At 38.5% G+C, this 16,120-nt stretch carries 17 protein-coding genes; 6 read left to right on the top strand and 11 right to left on the bottom strand.

Going from position 1 to position 16,120, the window contains the following annotated elements; all coding sequences use genetic code 11:
- Positions 1-231: 231 nt before the first annotated feature.
- From M3166_RS14665 to M3166_RS14655, 3 genes are all read right to left on the bottom strand, one after another.
- Complete coding sequence (locus M3166_RS14665; RefSeq protein WP_251690609.1) at positions 232-1,560, bottom strand: ABC transporter permease; 1,329 nt, start codon at positions 1,558-1,560, stop codon at positions 232-234.
- Positions 1,550-2,248: an ABC transporter ATP-binding protein gene (locus M3166_RS14660; protein ID WP_251690608.1), complete on the bottom strand. Its 699-nt coding sequence runs from the start codon at positions 2,246-2,248 to the stop codon at positions 1,550-1,552. The genes M3166_RS14665 and M3166_RS14660 overlap by 11 nt, the downstream gene beginning before the upstream one ends.
- A gap of 170 nt (positions 2,249-2,418) precedes the next feature.
- Positions 2,419-4,551, bottom strand: coding sequence for a beta-propeller domain-containing protein (locus M3166_RS14655; RefSeq protein ID WP_251690607.1), 2,133 nt, complete (start codon positions 4,549-4,551; stop codon positions 2,419-2,421).
- A gap of 255 nt (positions 4,552-4,806) precedes the next feature.
- Between M3166_RS14655 and M3166_RS14650 the strand changes: the two genes are divergently transcribed.
- Positions 4,807-5,991 (top strand): YhgE/Pip domain-containing protein, encoded by a 1,185-nt coding sequence (locus tag M3166_RS14650; protein WP_251690606.1) that lies wholly within the window; start codon positions 4,807-4,809, stop codon positions 5,989-5,991.
- Positions 5,992-6,089: 98 nt separating this feature from the next.
- Positions 6,090-6,629, top strand: a complete 540-nt coding sequence (locus M3166_RS14645) for a PadR family transcriptional regulator (protein ID WP_251690605.1) — start codon at positions 6,090-6,092, stop codon at positions 6,627-6,629.
- 73 nt (positions 6,630-6,702) lie between these two features.
- Here M3166_RS14645 and M3166_RS14640 read toward each other — a convergent pair whose 3' ends face one another.
- Both M3166_RS14640 and M3166_RS14635 read right to left on the bottom strand, forming a co-directional pair.
- Positions 6,703-7,377 (bottom strand): serine/threonine protein kinase, encoded by a 675-nt coding sequence (locus M3166_RS14640; protein WP_251690604.1) that lies wholly within the window; start codon positions 7,375-7,377, stop codon positions 6,703-6,705.
- A 245-nt stretch (positions 7,378-7,622) separates the two neighbouring features.
- On the bottom strand, positions 7,623-8,192 hold the full coding sequence (locus tag M3166_RS14635) for a YdhK family protein (RefSeq protein WP_251690603.1): 570 nt from the start codon (positions 8,190-8,192) through the stop codon (positions 7,623-7,625).
- A 158-nt stretch (positions 8,193-8,350) separates the two neighbouring features.
- Between M3166_RS14635 and M3166_RS14630 the strand changes: the two genes are divergently transcribed.
- Positions 8,351-8,677, top strand: a complete 327-nt coding sequence (locus M3166_RS14630; RefSeq protein WP_251690602.1) for a four-helix bundle copper-binding protein — start codon at positions 8,351-8,353, stop codon at positions 8,675-8,677.
- 53 nt (positions 8,678-8,730) lie between these two features.
- Here M3166_RS14630 and M3166_RS14625 read toward each other — a convergent pair whose 3' ends face one another.
- Positions 8,731-8,904, bottom strand: a complete 174-nt coding sequence (locus M3166_RS14625; protein ID WP_251690601.1) for a Fe3+ hydroxamate ABC transporter substrate-binding protein — start codon at positions 8,902-8,904, stop codon at positions 8,731-8,733.
- 69 nt (positions 8,905-8,973) lie between these two features.
- Positions 8,974-9,837, bottom strand: a complete 864-nt coding sequence (locus tag M3166_RS14620; protein WP_251690600.1) for an AraC family transcriptional regulator — start codon at positions 9,835-9,837, stop codon at positions 8,974-8,976.
- 199 nt (positions 9,838-10,036) lie between these two features.
- On the opposite strand from M3166_RS14620, the gene M3166_RS14615 reads away from it, so the two are divergent.
- From M3166_RS14615 to M3166_RS14605, 3 genes are read left to right on the top strand one after another with little or no spacing between them, the layout of a single operon-like run.
- Positions 10,037-10,822, top strand: a complete 786-nt coding sequence (locus tag M3166_RS14615; RefSeq protein WP_251690599.1) for a transporter substrate-binding domain-containing protein — start codon at positions 10,037-10,039, stop codon at positions 10,820-10,822.
- A 34-nt stretch (positions 10,823-10,856) separates the two neighbouring features.
- Positions 10,857-11,522, top strand: coding sequence for an amino acid ABC transporter permease (locus M3166_RS14610; protein WP_079523821.1), 666 nt, complete (start codon positions 10,857-10,859; stop codon positions 11,520-11,522).
- Between the two features lie 12 nt (positions 11,523-11,534).
- Complete coding sequence (locus M3166_RS14605) at positions 11,535-12,278, top strand: amino acid ABC transporter ATP-binding protein (RefSeq protein WP_285848925.1); 744 nt, start codon at positions 11,535-11,537, stop codon at positions 12,276-12,278.
- A gap of 364 nt (positions 12,279-12,642) precedes the next feature.
- Here the strand turns inward: M3166_RS14605 and M3166_RS14600 are convergent, their stop codons facing one another.
- From M3166_RS14600 to M3166_RS14585, 4 genes are read right to left on the bottom strand one after another with little or no spacing between them, the layout of a single operon-like run.
- The gene (locus tag M3166_RS14600; RefSeq protein WP_251690598.1) at positions 12,643-13,431 is read right to left on the bottom strand and encodes an FAD synthetase family protein; all 789 of its coding nucleotides are present in this window, start codon (positions 13,429-13,431) and stop codon (positions 12,643-12,645) included.
- Between the two features lie 18 nt (positions 13,432-13,449).
- The gene (gene dmpG, locus M3166_RS14595; protein ID WP_251690597.1) at positions 13,450-14,442 is read right to left on the bottom strand and encodes a 4-hydroxy-2-oxovalerate aldolase; all 993 of its coding nucleotides are present in this window, start codon (positions 14,440-14,442) and stop codon (positions 13,450-13,452) included.
- Positions 14,439-15,329 carry an acetaldehyde dehydrogenase (acetylating) gene (locus M3166_RS14590; protein ID WP_251690596.1) on the bottom strand — a complete coding sequence of 297 codons (891 nt, stop codon included), beginning with the start codon at positions 15,327-15,329 and terminating at the stop codon, positions 14,439-14,441. The genes dmpG and M3166_RS14590 overlap by 4 nt, the downstream gene beginning before the upstream one ends.
- A complete protein-coding gene (locus M3166_RS14585) occupies positions 15,326-16,120 on the bottom strand; it encodes a 2-keto-4-pentenoate hydratase (protein WP_251690595.1) in 795 nt (264 codons plus the stop codon). The genes M3166_RS14590 and M3166_RS14585 overlap by 4 nt, the downstream gene beginning before the upstream one ends.

The raw sequence follows: 16,120 nt of genomic DNA, 5'->3' as shown, positions 1-16,120 counted from the left end.
TATTGCATTGGCCATCACCTGCAAATGAGCTGTAACCGACCTGCATTGAATAAGTATTATACGGGTTTACTCTAACACTTTCTACTGTTCATCAATCTGCTTCCTATCCACAACGTATCTCCTGAGAATTTAAAAAGACCAAACATATTCATCAACTAAAATATGTTTGGCCCTTAAATTTATTTATTTTATTAATCTTAATGTACTTATTTTACAACGGCATATAGTTTTTTATAATTCCTGTCTTAACGCCTGCATTACTTCAATTTTCGTTGCTTTACGTGCCGGGCGCAAACCTGAAATCATCGCCACGCCGATACTGATCGCAGCAGCAATCACTACGAGCTGCCATGGGATCGCTGAGAATTGTACATTGTTGAATCCATCTTCTCCTGTTGCTGCCTTTAAAATAAGCGGCAATAGCGCATTCGATGCAAAGCTTACAATATATGAAATTGCAATTGCAAGAACTGTTCCAATAACTCCGATAAACGCACTTTCCATTAAAAACAGTCGTTGAATCAGTTTTGGGCTGGCTCCAATTGCTTTTAATACACCAATCTCACGCGTACGTTCTGTCACCGCCATTGTCATCGTATTGAAAATTCCGATGGATGCGATCAGTACTGCGATTGTTCCAACAAAAACAAGTCCTGCTTTCAACACTAGGAAAAAGACATTTAACTCATCCAGCTGTTCAGTAACGGAATACACACCGTAGCCTTTTCCGCGTAGCTCTTCTAAAATCGGCTTTACATATTCCAAGCTTTTTGCATAAATATCGAAGCGTTCAGAAAACAGCTGAAAATCGCTAGCTACCTCTACATCAGCAATTACTTGGCTATACATATCTTCAATTACTTCACGTTGCTCATCCATCATATAAATTCTGTTTTCAGTTGCCCATTCGTATGACGGCTTTGGCATAACACCGACAATCGTATACGTCATACGCTCTGACAGTACATCCGGCTGTTCATGTGTACTTAGAGCAATCTCCACTTCCTTGCCGATAAGCGACTCCTTGTACCCTTCTTCAGCACCGTCGTAATAAGTGCCTTCCGCTTCTGCTGCCTTTGATTTTTCCTCAATTAATTTGCGGTCCGCTTCATTCAATAATGATTGGCCGAAATGATAACCAACAATAATTTCTCTTTCGTTTTCAGGATATTTCCCTTCCGATAACGGTTTCGCTACCGATGCATAATCAGTAAAGTCCACTAAACGTATTGATGTAGACGTATCACGGTCCCCCATATAGCCTGCTACATTAGCATCCACACTTGTTGTTTTTAACACCGTTTGTACATTTTCTACTGCTTCAATATCTGCTACTTCCTCTTCAGTAAACAGCGCTTGGCTGCCAAGCACTTCAATTTGTGTCACCGTTTCACTCGATAGAATCTCATCTTCAATTGAATCCTGTAATCCAAAGCCGATTGAGGCAAGCACGATTAAAAACGCACAGCCCATTGTTGCGGCAAGTACTGTCATAAATACTCTCAGCTTATTTTTCTTAATATGCTGCATCACAAAATTTACCTGATCTTTAAATAGCATTGTGTTCCCCTTCTTTCACTAATTGACCGTCATGCATGCGGAAGCGCTTGTCCGCAATCATCGCTACTTCCTCATCATGCGTAATAATAATAAATGTTAAATCCAATTCGCGGTTCAGCTGCTGAATAAGCATTAAAATATCCTGCTCTGTCTCTGAATCGAGGCTTCCTGTCGGCTCATCGGCCAACAAAATCGGTGCATTGGTCACAAGGGCACGCGCAATACTAACCCGCTGTTGTTGCCCGCCTGATAGTTCATTCGGATAATGGTCCGTCACCTCAGTTAACCCGACCTTTTTCATGATCACTTCAACCCTTTTTCTGCGCTCAGATACGTTCATCCCTTGCAGTTTTAAAGGCAATTCAATATTTTCAAATGCCGTCAGACTTGGCATGAGCTGAAAGTTTTGAAAAATAAAGCCGAAGTTTTCTAAACGGAATTTTGCACTCTGAATTTCATTAAATGCCGCAATTTCCTGTGCGTTTACTACAATCGAACCGTGTTCCGGCTTCATAAAGCCTGCCAAAATCTGAAGCAGTGTTGATTTACCCGATCCGCTTTTCCCGACGACTGCCACGATTTCCCCCTTCTTAACATCAAATGATACATCTCTCAGTACCGGAACCTGTCTTTCCTTTCCGCGTTTACCGATGGAAAATGTATGTTGTAAGTTCGTTACTTTAATCATCATCGTTCACTCCTTTTCACTTAACTTCAGTGTAAAGGGCAAATCTTAATATTTAGAAAGGCTAAATATTAAGAAATTCTTAAGAAATCCTGAATACCCCCTTTAAATTTTTTCAGGACATGAAAAAAACCACAAGCACAGTTCCACCTGTGCTTGTGGTTGAATCTTTATTAGAAACCTACCATTTTTTGCTTTTCTAATGTTTTACCGTTGAAGCTCGTCACTTTTGAACGTGATACTGTAAATAGCTCATCATCAATATAAAGAAGACGCTGTACAACATTATACGAATCTTCATATTGTTCACCAGGACGTGCCTTTTCGATCATATCCGCTGCAAGCTCAATTCCTTTAGGTGTCACTTTGTAAATATGAGCACCTGTTCCTTCATATTTCAGCTGGTCTTCCTCATCTGTTGGCGAGTAAATCGTAACCGGGAAGCCGTAATAGTTTTGACGCGAATCTCTGAACAGTGCTTTATGGTCATACTGTACAGGTGAATAAGTACCGCGACCTCCTATTACAACCGCCTGCTGTTCTTTCGGGTTATTGAAATCCGTCACATCAAACAGGCTCAGTTTCATTCCTTTTGTATAGACAACCGGCTCTTTTGAACCTTCCTCCATCTTCACTTCCGTATCGTAACCAATACCTAACAAGTGATTTTCGCCAATTGGATGCAAGTAATTACTGAAGCCTGGAATTTTCAGCTCCCCTAACACTTTCGGCGCTGTCGGATTTTTCGTATCAATAACAAAGAGCGGGTCTGTTTCCTTAAATGTCACTAAATACGCTTTGTCTCCCATAAAGCGAGCAGAGTAAATGCGTTCCCCCTTCGCCAAATCCTTGACCGCACCTACTTGTTTTAAGTTTCCATCCAAAATGAAGAGATTGTTTTTCGAATTGGCTGTTGTTCCCCATGCACTGCCTTCTGTAGTAGCGATACGGACATGCCCATCATGCTCATCCATTGAGAATTGATTTAATACAGAACCAGGAACTTTACCTTGTGCTGTCATTTTCACCGCTGTTTTATCAATAGAAATTTTATAAATATTCGTTTCATCGTTTTGGCTCACCGGCATTGTACTAGATACCGTGTCTTCAAGAGATGTACTTTCCATTACTGGTCCGAAACGATAATGATTCATCGATGCAATATAGATTGCGTTTTCTGACATGTACAATTGCCCACTATTACCTAGGAAGCTCTCTGTTTTCCATGCGTTCGACTTTACATTGCTCATATCGATTGCTGAAACGATCAAATAATTCGGTTCATTGCTTTCAGGCAGCATGCGAATTTTATCAACCGGCATAACAGTTTCCTTTTCCCCATCGTACGTAGATGGACGAAGCTCTACATCCGGTGTTTCCTGCAGCAGCCAGTAGTTCGGCATACGACTTGATACAACATACAAATAGCTGCCTGTTTTACGGAGACTTGTAATATCCCCGTCATGCCCCACTTCGCGTACTAATGTAGGATTTTTAGCATCTTTCACATCATAGAAAGCAATTTTCGTAACAGATTTCCCGTCATAATACGGCTCTCTTTGTGTTTCCACATACTGTGTGTATCCGATAATTAATGTTTGATTATGCAGCATTAAATGCGATGGATAAATATCTTTGCCAACCTTTAAACGCTTTACTACACTCATAGTTTTAGCATCAACAATGACTACTTTATTGTCGACAATCGTATAAATCGAGTGGCCGTCCGTAATTGTAATGTCACCTTCTTCAATCCCTTCAACCTGGTTGTTTGTTGTAGAGTGACTCGGCCCACCACTGCCTGAATCTTTGTTTTCCATCGACATCGCCGATTCTTCAACCACCATATCATTAAAGCGACTCGATACCGCATTTTCTTGTGCTACAAACGCCCTGAAGTAATCTTTTAAATCTTCTGTTGTAGTAAGTTTTTCCACTTTCCTTACAACTTCAAGTGCTACTGACTGTTCCTGCTGCGACTTTGCATTTTTCGCGTATGCGGTTTGCTTAATTTCGAGTGTGTACTTCCCTACGCTAAGCCCTTCGACAGATAAAGCAGTCCCGGCTTTATCAACTGAAAAGTTCACTTTAGCGTTATTGCCGTTTTCATCGACAACTATAATGGACCCATCTGTTAAACTTTTTTCCCTAATTGGCTGCTTTAACGTAATTGAATACGTTTCCCCTTCGAATAAAATACCTGTTGCCTGCACTTCCGTATTTTTAGCGAACATAAAATATCCGAGTGCCAAAACCGCTACAAGTGACGCGACAAGCCCTATACCGAAAAGTTTGCCGTTTTTCATGTAAACCCCTCCCTTTCCATACTTTGTATTGAATTAGACTGGAAAAGAGTGTAAAAGTTACAGAACTTTTAAAATTTTTATGACAGATATTTTCCATGGGTAAATTAAATGCTCATTCTAACCGTTCACATTATCGTAATATTTCTGACCAACTTATTACTTTACAGGTAAATCATTAATATTATAGAATACTAAAAGCAAAGTACTTCAATTAGAGTACTCGAATTAATGTTTGTATAAGAGAGGAAACAATACGTGAAATTTAAACAATTTTTAAAATCACAAGGAGCAATTGCTTCTATTTTTATGGGAATATTTTATGCGGTAGCGATGCTCGGAATCTTTTTACCTGGATATACAGCAATACCCGGCAATATGGATGAATTAAAAATTGCCATCGTAAATGACGACAAAGGCGAAGCTGGCAATCAGATTGCAGGTCAGCTAGGTGAAAGCTTACCATTTAAGACAATCGAAACAGACTTAACAAATAAACAGGCTCTGAAAGACTTAGAGCACAATGAACTTGCATTAGTTATTCATATCCCTGAAAACTTTTCGGCGGATGCACAGAGCGGTAAAGGTACTAACATTGATTTCACAGTAAATGAAGCTTCATCAACAATGGTTTCATCTTCTATGTCATCTGTAGTTACTCAGATTAATAGCGAATTAAGTGCAAATTTCTCACAGCAAACAGCTCAAGGCATTTTAATGAATTTTAACCTTCCTGAAGAACAGGCTGCTGAAATGGCTGCGCAAATCGAAAACAGCTACACTGGAAACTATGTCATTATGAATGATGTGCCAACGGGAATGCATAACAGTATGCTGCCAATGTTTTTAACAATGGCTTGTTATGTAGGTGCAATGATTGCAGGAATGCAGTTAGTCGGTTCATTTAAAGCGAGCCGTGGTAAAGCGAGCAAAACACGATTATTTATGTATGTACAATTGACTGCATTAATGATTGCAGTACTTTCAACTATTGCTTCATTAACTGTTGCCTTTTCAATTGCAGATGTCGACATGGCAGTATTGTTGCCTGTAGCCGGTCAGCAGATTTTATTGTATATGGCTGCATTTAATGTTTGTGCAATTCCAATATTTATCCTTGGTGAAGGCGGTATGATTCTTAACATTCCGATTCTGCTAATGCAAACATTGGCAAATGGCGCAACAATTCCACGTGATATGATGTACGCACCATATGAATGGTTCAGCTATATTACACCGATGTACCATTCGGTTCAATCATATTTAGCGATTATGTTCGGTTCGATCAGCCCTGGCCCTTACCTATGGGGATTAGCTGCAGTAGGTGTCGGAGCAATGCTTATTAATGTCCTTATTGTTTGGATCTTCCATAAGCCGCTGCCAGTTGATGCACCGGCTGAACAACCAGCTTCTTTAAAAAAAGCGGATGAAGTTATCGCATAACTTTGTTAAACTAAGGAAAAATACAACTCGTGCTATTTTCAGGCACGAGTTGTATTTATGTAGCGGAAATTAAAATGTATAAAGTATAGGAGAATACTATGTCCATCCAAATTTATATATTGAGCAAGTTAGCGAAAGAAAGCAGTTATCCATATAAACTAAAAAAAGAGCTGTCAGAACCGATTCCTTTTGATAAATTGGCGAACCTGACGGAAAGTAAGCTCTATTATCATTTCGAGTCTTTGACAAAACAAGGACTTATCGAGCCAACAGAGATTATTAAAGAAGATAACCGGCCGGATAAGCAAGTTTTCGCCATTACAGAACAGGGTCTTGCATTGCTTCCGAACAAAATTTATCAGCTTTTTGAAAAAGCCGATTCCCTTTCAGATACAATTGTAGGTTTAATGAATCTGGACTTTGTGGATCGTGCGAAAATCATTATAATTCTTGAAGAGAAATTAAAAAAGCTTGAAAAGAAAAGAGATTATATTACAAGTTTGAATATGCAAGTTAAGCTGGAAGGTTCTAAAAAAGAAGGTGGGGATTTTTTAACCGGCTATTTTACAAGTCGTTTTAATAATGAAGGTGAATGGATTTCTTCACTGATTGAAAAAGTACGAAATGGATCTATTTAAATAAGCCACGCATTCAGATGAATATATCATCAAAATGCGAGGCTTTTATTTGTATATTGGCATAAAAAACTTATCAATTTTTAAAGAAAAGTTTTAAAATAGGTGTTGTAATTTCTTCAAATGACAATGATTTCTTCCCTCGCCTGTTATACCACTTTCGAACGGTTTCAACTACCCCGATCGGCACGGATTTCCCGTCTATTAAATGATAGTATTGCTCATACCCTTTTTTTAAATGTTCCCATCGACAATCATTTCCTGACATCGTATACTCGGAAACATCGATTATTTTAGCTCTGCCGTTTTGCAGCAGTATATTTTTCAAATGAATATCACGCGGATTCAGGCCCTTACTGCGCGCATATTCTCTTGCTTCTTCGACATCATTTATCGCCTGTTCCGGAATATGGATGCCTTCAAGGATACATTCAAATAGCGTCTTCCCTTCCTCGTAACTTAATACGAGGCAATTGTCGTTCGAACCAAAACAGGTTGAAAAATAAGGCGAATTGCCTAACTTCCGGTAAACACTTTCTTCCACCATTACTTTGGCTGATTTATCTTTCGCATATAGTTTGAATGCATACGCCGGGGTGTGTTCGGACCAAAAAACTGCCGCGTCCGTCCCGATTCCTACACATTTCAAATTCTCTGCTTCACCAATAATCGTAACTGGCTCATTGTTCGGATTGGAAAATACATCTATTTTTGAGAGAGTTTCCATTACTTTTTCGAAGTCTTTTACCATATCATCTTTCCCTTCATCAGTGTTAAAAGAAAAATACAAGATCCAATTACTTTTAAAGGGATTCTATATCGCTCATAATAAAATTCGTCTTTTTATATTCACTATATGTTTATTTATTGAGTTTAACATTAAATACGCTAGTTCATGTAATTTACCCGCTTTGTTCAATATGTAAAAAGCCCTTCACACCATTATGTGAAGGACCTTACCTATTTATTAACTAAGGCATAATTATTTTTCACAATTTATTCCACAGGGGAAAGTTCACTCTCTGTTACCCATTTATGATGCGTTACTTCCTCACCTGTTTCAGTATCTTTATAGCTCACCATATATACGGTCGTTTGCTCAGCCGAATCGATTGTAGCGGTCGCACCATCCATTCCGTCCATATGTTCCGCATTTAATACGACATCTTCACCGGAATTGACTGGTGCTTCTCCAGCGTCTTCAAGCTCTTCATGAATAACCCATTTGTGATCTTCAACTGGCTCGCCACCAGTTGTTGGAGTATACGTAACCATATAAACAGTTGTATCAAATGCTCCGGTAATGGTTGCTGTTGCGTCATTCATACCGCCCATATGATCGGCATTAATTATTGCTTCGCTGCCAACTGGATATGTAGGGTTTTCCGCATTCGCCAATCCTTCAGGTACTTCACCTGAACTTGAATGGTCCATTTGGGCGTGTTCCATATTTGAATGATCCATTTCTTCTATAGAGTTTGACTCTTCTTCATTTCCACCACAAGCCGCTAAAACGAGCGCTGTACTTAAAACGAGCGCACCTGTTACTAATCTCTTTTTTTTCATCGCTGCATTTCTCCTTTTTTTAATTTTCTCCCCAATTTATTATACCCCTGCAAGGTATAAGATAACCTTACAATTTTTTAAGTATTATTTAGGATAGTTTACTGGACAAAATAACGGGAAAATTAAAGTGGACAATCTGTAATGAGGAGGAATAGACTATGTCACATGAGCAACATCAACAATTGCTGCAAACTTTACATGAATGTATGGAAGCATGCAACCACTGTTTTGACGCATGCTTAAAAGAGGATCACGTTCAGATGATGACCGAATGTATCCGTCTGGACAGAGAATGTGCAGATATTTGCAACTACTTGGAACAGGCAATTTCTAGAGGTACCCCGTTTATTTCCGAGCTGGCTGCCGTTTGTGCAAAAATTTGTGAAGCATGCGGAAATGAATGCAAAAAACATGATCATGACCATTGCCAAAAGTGTGCGGAAGCGTGCTTTAAATGTGCAGAAGCATGTAAAAAAGTTGCCTGAATATACGAAAAGTTGCTCCAGTTTCATTTACCAATGGAGCAACTTTTCTTTGTTTAAATATTAATTTCCGTTGAGCACTTTTCACAAATAAATTTGCCTTCCAGATTCAAATAAGCTTTGATTTCCGTAAACCCTTTTCGCTTCGGATAACGCATTTGAACCAATACTGATTCATCGTCTTTAATTTCATTATCACATTTCATGCATTTTGGAATGATTAGGACCACTCTATCCCCTCCCACTACTTTATACTTCAGTTACACTTGTTCTACCTTAGTATAAGAATATCCTTCCTGTTATTTTTTCCGAACAGGAAGCCAAATTTCACTGTAAGCATAACCTTTTTTATTTTCATCCATTTTAGTAAACGAAAAAGTTGGTGCTTGGATAATTTCATAATCGGAAGTAGGAAGCCATTCCGAGTATATTTTGGCCATTGTTTCTTGTAATGTGGCAGGAAACGGTCCTTCATTCGGAAATACCGCCCACGTACATGCTTCAACTCGCACTTTTTCTAATCGATCACTGACTTCAGTTTCAGTCGTTAAGACACCGATCATATGCGTTAACTGCCCTTCTTCTTTAAGGAAATTCTCATCAGCATGATAAGATGCATTCACAATTTCAAAGGGCTCTGTATTTTGCAGTGCGCGCATTTCTTTTCTTTGTTCTTCCGTTATGCTTTGGGCCAGCTTTACGATTTCCTGATTTACACCTTCAAACTGCATAGGTACACGTTTGCTTACCCCTGCTAAATTAAACGCTTGTTTATCTTCAATTCTCCATTCCATTGAAACTCCTCCTTTTACTGTAATAACGAATGTGAGTTTAGGAAATGACTTGCTTACTTTCTTTTTGATGACATCCGATGGTAAGCAATCACACCATTTTTTAAATGCTCTAGTAAAACCGTCGACTGACTGGTAACCGTATTTAAACGCAACATCTGTTACCTTTTCTCCATTTATTAAATCCTTATTTGCTTCCGATAGTTTTCTGTTTTTAACATACTCATTTAAAGTCATCCCTGAAAGGTGAAAAAATACTGTTCTAAAGTGGTAATCGGAAACCCCGGCATACTGTGCAATACTTTCGAGAGACAAGTCCTCGGTTAAATGTTCTTCAATATATTCAATCACCTGATTTAATTCTTTTGGCAACATATCCCTCCTTCATGGATACATATTAGCAAAGCAATTATAAAAACACTCGACATTTTCAGCTGAAATAAATCGTTAGAATTTGTACAAATAATGACGCTTGTTGTTTATTAGTGGAATTAAAAGGGTATTCACACTTATTAGTAAGATACTTAGCAAAAAAGATTGTAGAAATACATGAGAGGAGTTGATACGTAATATGCGGTTGGAAAAAAAGTTAATATTGATATTCAGTTTTATCGCGGCCTGCTTCTTATCAGCTTGTGCGGAGAAGGAAAAGCTTGCCGACGGATCTGAACTGATACATAAAGATCAGTTTGTTTTTGCTGCATCTGGCGAGTTTAAACCATTTAGTTATGTAAATAATGAGGACCTTACGATGTCAGGCTTTGATATCGAAGTTGGCGAAGCGATCGCAAAAGAACTCGGTCTTGAACCGGTTCAAAAGCGTATCAAGTTTAAAGGTATAGTAGAAGGAGTCAAGACTGGCCGTGCAGATGTAGCTGTTGCCAGCCACACGATTAATCCACAGCGAAGCAAACATGTTGCTTTCTCTACCCCCTATTATTATTCTGGACCGCAGATTTTTACCCGACCAGAAAGTGAAATCAAAACTGTTGATGATTTAGACGGAAAGGAAGTCGCTGTAGCTAAAGGATCAACCTATGCTGATACAGCCTCCAGGTATACCGATAATGTTAAAACCTATGACAGTGACATCACTGCTTTGCAGGCGTTAAACAGCGGTCGTCATGATGCGGTAATCACCGATTTTGTTACCGGGAAAAATGCTGCAAAAGAAGGGTTTAAAGTTGAAGGTCAGCAGTTAATTGAACGCAGTGAACAAGCGATTGTACTGCCTCAAGATAACCCTAACCTATTAAAGCGAGTTAACGAGGCGCTGGAAAAACTCCGGGAAGATGGAACACTTACTCGGATTAGCATGAAGTATTTTGGTGAGGACATTACAAAAAAACCTGAATAATTCAATCCTCTAAATAAGAAAGGACGTAGGTACAGTGCCAAGTTTTTCACATTTTCTAGAAGTACTAGTAGATACAAAAGATGTTTTCCTTAAAGCCATGCTCTTAACATTGGAGCTGACGGTTGTATCCATTTTAATCGGTATCGTCATCGGGCTTTTCTTTGCGTTAATGAAAATTTCTAAATTTAAAGTATTAGAACTCATTTCAGATATTTATGTCTTTTTAGTTCGCGGAACACCGCTAATAGTTCAAATCTTTATCCTCTACTTCGGACTAAGCGGAATTTTCCTTCTTCCCGATTTTTGGGCTGCATCACTTGCTTTGGCGCTTCATAATGGTGCATACATTTCTGAGATTCTTCGAGGTACTATCCAAGGAGTCGATAAAGGCCAGATGGAGGCAGGTCGCTCTTTAGGGATGACCAAAGTTCTGACATTAAGAAGAATTATTCTTCCGCAGGCATTCCGACGTGCCCTCCCGCCATTGGGCAACCAATTCATTATCGGTTTGAAAGATTCTTCGTTAGCCGCATTTATCTCGATGAATGAACTCTTTAATGTAGCGACAACGCTAGGATCTAATAACTTTGACGAAATGACCTATTTACTCATCGTAGCGATCTACTACTTAGTGTTAGTAGCATTATTAACATTCTTAGTAAACCGTTTCGAAAAGAGATTAGCAATTAGCGACAGGTAGGAGGCGTAAGTAATGGAAGCAAGAGAAATGATAAAAGTTAATCAATTAAATAAGTCATTTGGAGACTTACATGTATTAAAAAATATCGATATGACCGTTTTTGAAAGCGATGTTGTTTGTTTAATAGGCTCGAGTGGCTCAGGAAAAAGTACTCTCCTCCGCTGTCTGAACTTTTTAGAAAGAAAAGATAGCGGCACTATTACTATAGGGGGCAAAGAAGTCGACCCTAAAAATGATAACCTTAACAACATAAGGGAAAAGGTGGGAATGGTATTTCAACATTTCAACTTATTCCCCCACAAAACTGTTTTGGAAAATATTATTGAAGCCCCGGTAATGGTTAAGGGCATTGACAAAAAGGAAGCTACTTCTAAAGCAAAACATCTCCTTGAAAAAGTCGGCTTGGAAGATAAGGCCGATGTTTACCCTAATAAACTATCTGGTGGGCAAAAGCAACGGGTAGCAATTGCCAGAGCACTTGCAATGGAACCGGACATCATGCTTTTCGATGAACCGACATCAGCACTTGATCCAGAACTTGTCGGAGAGGTTTTAACAACGATGAAAGAATTGGCTCAAGAAGGAATGACAATGGTTGTTGTTACCCATGAAATGGGCTTCGCTAGAGAAGTCGCTGATTGGATTGTGTATATGCATGATGGAGAAATTATCGAGCGCGGTGACGCTGAACAGTTTTTCAACCACCCGAAAGAAGATCGAACAAAAGAATTTCTAAAGACGACAATGCTGAAATAAATGAACGAGGGTCCTGTCTAAATAGTAGGCAGGACCCTCGTTTTTATTATCGTATATGATTACACCGGATAAACGGTCTTATGATCAGCCAAGATGATACATTTACTTTCATCCTCTAAGAAACGCACATCCCCTTCTGATGAATAAAACCATGTTTTTTGATTCTGGTTATCTTCTTCTACATAAAAAATATTGAGTTCATCTCGGAATTCCAATAACATATTGGCGGTTTTATAGGCCATATTTATACGCTTAATATAGAAAATAAAAAAGCAGAACTATTATAAAGGTTCTGCAGAATTTTTTATTTATCTAGGCGAATATATGAAGATGTGTATTACTTCTATTATATAAGGGGAAATAGTCAGCTTGATACAGAACTGAAATGATCAATCCACTGTATCGTTAATAAATTAGGCAATGTGGATATTTCATGGTGAATCTGAATATATTTTCTACACTTTACAGTCGCAACACATTCAATATAAGAGTGGCTATCTTCTATCAATACTTTATAATTGCCTATATCGGGCAGCGAATAATTCGGTAATAAACCATTGTTTTTACAATATTTAGTTTGATAAAAGTCGCCCAAAAGGCTTGGCATTTCATTCAGTTTCCGTTCTTTTAAATGTTTTCGTATTAAAGATGAACTGATTTTTTGATTATTCCATTTCAGTTCTTCTACAACAGTCAGTCCTACTTGCTGTTCGGCCGCATACACTGCTAACGTTTCAACCGTACCACTGGCTTTTGTTCCATATGTGTAGTCAAAACCGCAAATTATCTCTTTTGCATTTAAACCTATAATATAATCATTTAAGAAATCGTTAGCTTCAACTTTTGCTAATTTTTTTGTAAACTCTACAATATAAAAAATGTCTACTCCAAGATTTTTAAGTTTTTCAATCTTTTGATCTAGTGGTTCGAGATAGGAAACTTCTACGTCAGAAAATATCACACTTTTAGGATGCGGAAAAAAAGAGAGAACCGCCAATGATAGATTCTGTGCATTTGCTTTTTCTTTAGCTGTTTGTATTACTTTTTGATGCCCTAAGTGCACACCATCAAAATAACCAAGTGCCATTGCAACATTGGGAGCTTGTTGTTTAATCTCTTGTAAGTTATTAGCATTCACATAGACTACCTTCATGCGATTCTCTCCTTTTTCTTATCTTGTTAGATTTTGTGCTACTTCATAAATTAAATCTTCTTGACCACCGACTGCTTTCATCTGTCCAATTTTCATTAAAAGATCCCGCTCATCGACACCGAATTGTTTTGCGGCCTTTTGTGCATGTAACAGGAAGCTTGAATAAACACCTGCATACCCTAAAGTTAAACTACTACTAGTTATTTCTTGCGGTTGTTGCATGAGCGGTGCAATTACATCATTTGCTAAATCCATTAATTTATACAAATCAATACCCGTCTCATAACCTAGTCGTTCTAAAACCGCTACCATCACTTCTGTTTGCGTATTACCTGCACCAGCACCTAATGCACGAAGACTTCCATCAACATAAGTTGCTCCAGCTTCTACCGCTGCAACTGTGTTCGCCATTGCCATCGATAAATTATTATGGGCATGAAAACCAATATCACACTGTAAATTTTGCTTAAGCGCCTTAATTTTTTCCGTTACATCATTAGGCAACATCGCTCCTGCAGAATCCGTTACATACACAATTTCTGCTCCATAGCTTTCAAATAACTTTGCTTGCTCTACAACTTTTTCAACACTTGCCATATGGCTCATCATTAAAAATCCGGCAGTTTTCAATCCTAGGTTCCGTGCTAGTTCGATATGTTGTGCCGCTACATCTGCTTCGGTTACATGAGTTGCTACACGAACCATTTTCGCTCCTAATTTTGATGCATTTTCCAAATCTTTTTTTGTACCGATTCCCGGAATCAATAACACGGCAACTTCTGAAGTCGTACACTCTGAAACAGCAACTTCAATAAGCTTCAGTTCATCTGTTGTAGACAAACCGTACTGTAATGAAGAGCCTCCTAAACCATCTCCATGTGAAACCTCAAAGTAGCGAACACCCGCTGCATTTAAACCTTTTGCTGCAGCCCGGACCTGTTCTTCTGTAAATGAGTGACGCACAGAATGACTTCCATCTCTTAATGATACATCTAATATATTTAAGGTCATAAGATGACCTCCTTTTCACGTTGTAAATGGTGACGTGCCATTTCATTGCCAACTTGTACTGCGGCTGCCGTCATAATGTCCAAGTTACCAGCGTATGCAGGCAAATAGTCAGCTGCACCATTTACTTCAACAAATACAGATATTTTTTTGCCTTCAAAAATTGGTAATGCTTTTAATGTATATCCCGGTACATAAGACTGTACTTCCTTTACCATTTCCAGAATCGATTTTAGAATTGCTTCTTCATGGCCTTCTTTTTCTACTAAAACATGAATTGCATCACGCATAATAATCGGCGGTTCTGCAGGGTTTAATATGATAATGGCTTTTCCTCTTTTAGCGCCTCCAACTACTTCAATTGCTTTTGATGTTGTACTTGTGAATTCATCAATATTTGCTCTTGTACCTGGACCTGCAGAAAGGCTCGCAATCGTTGCGACAATTTCTGCATAGTCTACCGTTACAATACGGCTGATAGCATGAATTATCGGAATAGTAGCTTGACCGCCGCAAGTAACCATATTCACATTTGATTTTTCGATGTGTTCTTTTAAATTTACTGGCGGAACAGTAAATGGTCCAATTGCAGCTGGTGTTAAATCGATCACTTTCTTACCTTTAGCCGTTAATAAATCGCTATTATGCTTATGGGCATATGCACTTGTTGCATCATATACGATATCAACTAATTCAAGGCGTTCCATTAAGCCTTCAATTCCATTTGAAATAATATTGTAACCGCGATTTTCCGCACGTTTTAATCCATCAGATTCCGGATCGATTCCTACCATAACACTCATTTCCAATAATGGACTGCGCTCAATTTTATACATCAAATCTGTTCCGATATTTCCAGATCCCAGAATTCCTACTTTGAGTTTTTTCATTTTTTCACCACTTCCTTCGAAATGATAGCGTTTACTTTTCCAAGTACACCAAAATCAGCCTCGAATTCATCGCCTGCTTCGAAGGGAACAGCTTTCGACAAAGCTCCTGATAAAACAAACATGCCTGGCTTAACAGAAATATCATATTCACTCAGTTCATTTGCTAACCATACTACTGCATTGAGCGGATTTCCTAATACAGCCGAACTTGTAGCTTCATCTAGAAATTTTCCATTTTTCTTTACAACCATTCGTATATTTGCAATATCCTCTATATCTTCAAGCAAAGTACGCTTTTTCCCTAAAATTGCTCCTGCCGATGAACCATTATCTGCTACTGTATCTTCAAATTTTATTTTCCAGTCTGCAATACGGCTATCGATTACTTCTATTGCTGGTACAACATAAGAGGTTGCATCAATTACATCTTGCACCGTCACATTCGGTCCTTTTAATTCTTTATTTAAAATAAAAGCAACCTCAAACTCTACTTTTGGCTGAATAAATGAGTCAGTAGATAAACCTTCGAACTCATCATAAAGCATCGTATCTAGAATAAAACCGTAATCTGGCGTATAGACATTTAACATTTCCTGCATTGCTTTACTTGTTAGACCAATTTTCAGTCCTTCTATCTTCGCGCCGTCGTTAACTTTTTGGCGAATTTGCGTTAATTGTACCGAATACGCATCAGCCACTGTAATATTTCCATAAGTTTCCGTTAATGGTGCAATCGGCTGTTTTGTATGTTCAGCCTCTGCCAATGCTTTAGCCATTGTTTGTATATTCAT

Origin of the sequence: Solibacillus isronensis (genome assembly GCF_023715405.1) — a bacterium.
In the GTDB taxonomy this organism is placed as follows: Bacteria; Bacillota; Bacilli; order Bacillales_A; family Planococcaceae; genus Solibacillus; species Solibacillus isronensis_B.
Note: the sequence above shows the minus strand (reverse complement) of the source record. Positions and strands in the feature narration are given on the sequence as shown.

What these genes read in the sequence shown, in the direction of transcription:
- M3166_RS14665 (WP_251690609.1), bottom strand. Translation starts at nt 1,560, where the DNA reads ATGCTATTTAAAGATCAGGTAAATTTTGTGATGCAGCATATTAAGAAA.
- M3166_RS14660 (WP_251690608.1), bottom strand. Translation starts at nt 2,248, where the DNA reads ATGATTAAAGTAACGAACTTACAACATACATTTTCCATCGGTAAACGC.
- M3166_RS14655 (WP_251690607.1), bottom strand. Translation starts at nt 4,551, where the DNA reads ATGAAAAACGGCAAACTTTTCGGTATAGGGCTTGTCGCGTCACTTGTA.
- M3166_RS14645 (WP_251690605.1), top strand. Translation starts at nt 6,090, where the DNA reads ATGTCCATCCAAATTTATATATTGAGCAAGTTAGCGAAAGAAAGCAGT.
- M3166_RS14640 (WP_251690604.1), bottom strand. Translation starts at nt 7,377, where the DNA reads ATGGTAAAAGACTTCGAAAAAGTAATGGAAACTCTCTCAAAAATAGAT.
- M3166_RS14635 (WP_251690603.1), bottom strand. Translation starts at nt 8,192, where the DNA reads ATGAAAAAAAAGAGATTAGTAACAGGTGCGCTCGTTTTAAGTACAGCG.
- M3166_RS14630 (WP_251690602.1), top strand. Translation starts at nt 8,351, where the DNA reads ATGTCACATGAGCAACATCAACAATTGCTGCAAACTTTACATGAATGT.
- M3166_RS14615 (WP_251690599.1), top strand. Translation starts at nt 10,037, where the DNA reads ATGCGGTTGGAAAAAAAGTTAATATTGATATTCAGTTTTATCGCGGCC.
- M3166_RS14605 (WP_285848925.1), top strand. Translation starts at nt 11,535, where the DNA reads ATGGAAGCAAGAGAAATGATAAAAGTTAATCAATTAAATAAGTCATTT.
- M3166_RS14600 (WP_251690598.1), bottom strand. Translation starts at nt 13,431, where the DNA reads ATGAAGGTAGTCTATGTGAATGCTAATAACTTACAAGAGATTAAACAA.
- dmpG (WP_251690597.1), bottom strand. Translation starts at nt 14,442, where the DNA reads ATGACCTTAAATATATTAGATGTATCATTAAGAGATGGAAGTCATTCT.
- M3166_RS14590 (WP_251690596.1), bottom strand. Translation starts at nt 15,329, where the DNA reads ATGAAAAAACTCAAAGTAGGAATTCTGGGATCTGGAAATATCGGAACA.
- M3166_RS14585 (WP_251690595.1), bottom strand. Translation starts at nt 16,120, where the DNA reads ATGAATATACAAACAATGGCTAAAGCATTGGCAGAGGCTGAACATACA.